The organism is Salinimicrobium oceani, assembly GCF_012037645.1.
This window is the reverse complement of sequence record NZ_JAAVJR010001249.1, coordinates 1-338: the sequence shown is the minus strand read 5'-3', so window position 1 is coordinate 338 and position 338 is coordinate 1. Positions and strand designations below refer to the sequence as shown.

The window sequence follows — 338 nt, the reverse complement described above, 5'->3', positions numbered from 1 at the left end:
AAAAATTTTCAACTACTTTAAAAACTCATTTCCAGCCCAAGATTGATAGAATTTACTTCAATTCCATCTGCACTAATACCCGAATAAGACCCCACTAAAGTAAGGCCAAGGAAACCGAAGCCAATTTTTGGACGATAATAGAAGCCGCCATCGTTATCATCATTAAGCCCAAGGGCATATCCCAGGTCAATGCCGGCATATATAGCTCCAAGGTTTATCCTTCCCGAAGCCGCCAAAGGAAGGTACGAAGCATCTTCACCTTCCCAGGATAGATCTCCTTCTTCCCCAGAATCTTCAAAATAATGCATGTATCCCACCAAAGCACCAAATTCTACCAA

1 pseudogene is annotated in these 338 nt (G+C 42.0%); it reads right to left on the bottom strand.

Annotated elements, in window-relative coordinates:
• Nucleotides 1–17: 17 nt before the first annotated feature.
• Nucleotides 18–338: pseudogene (locus HC175_RS21690) on the bottom strand (hypothetical protein); the annotation flags it as partial.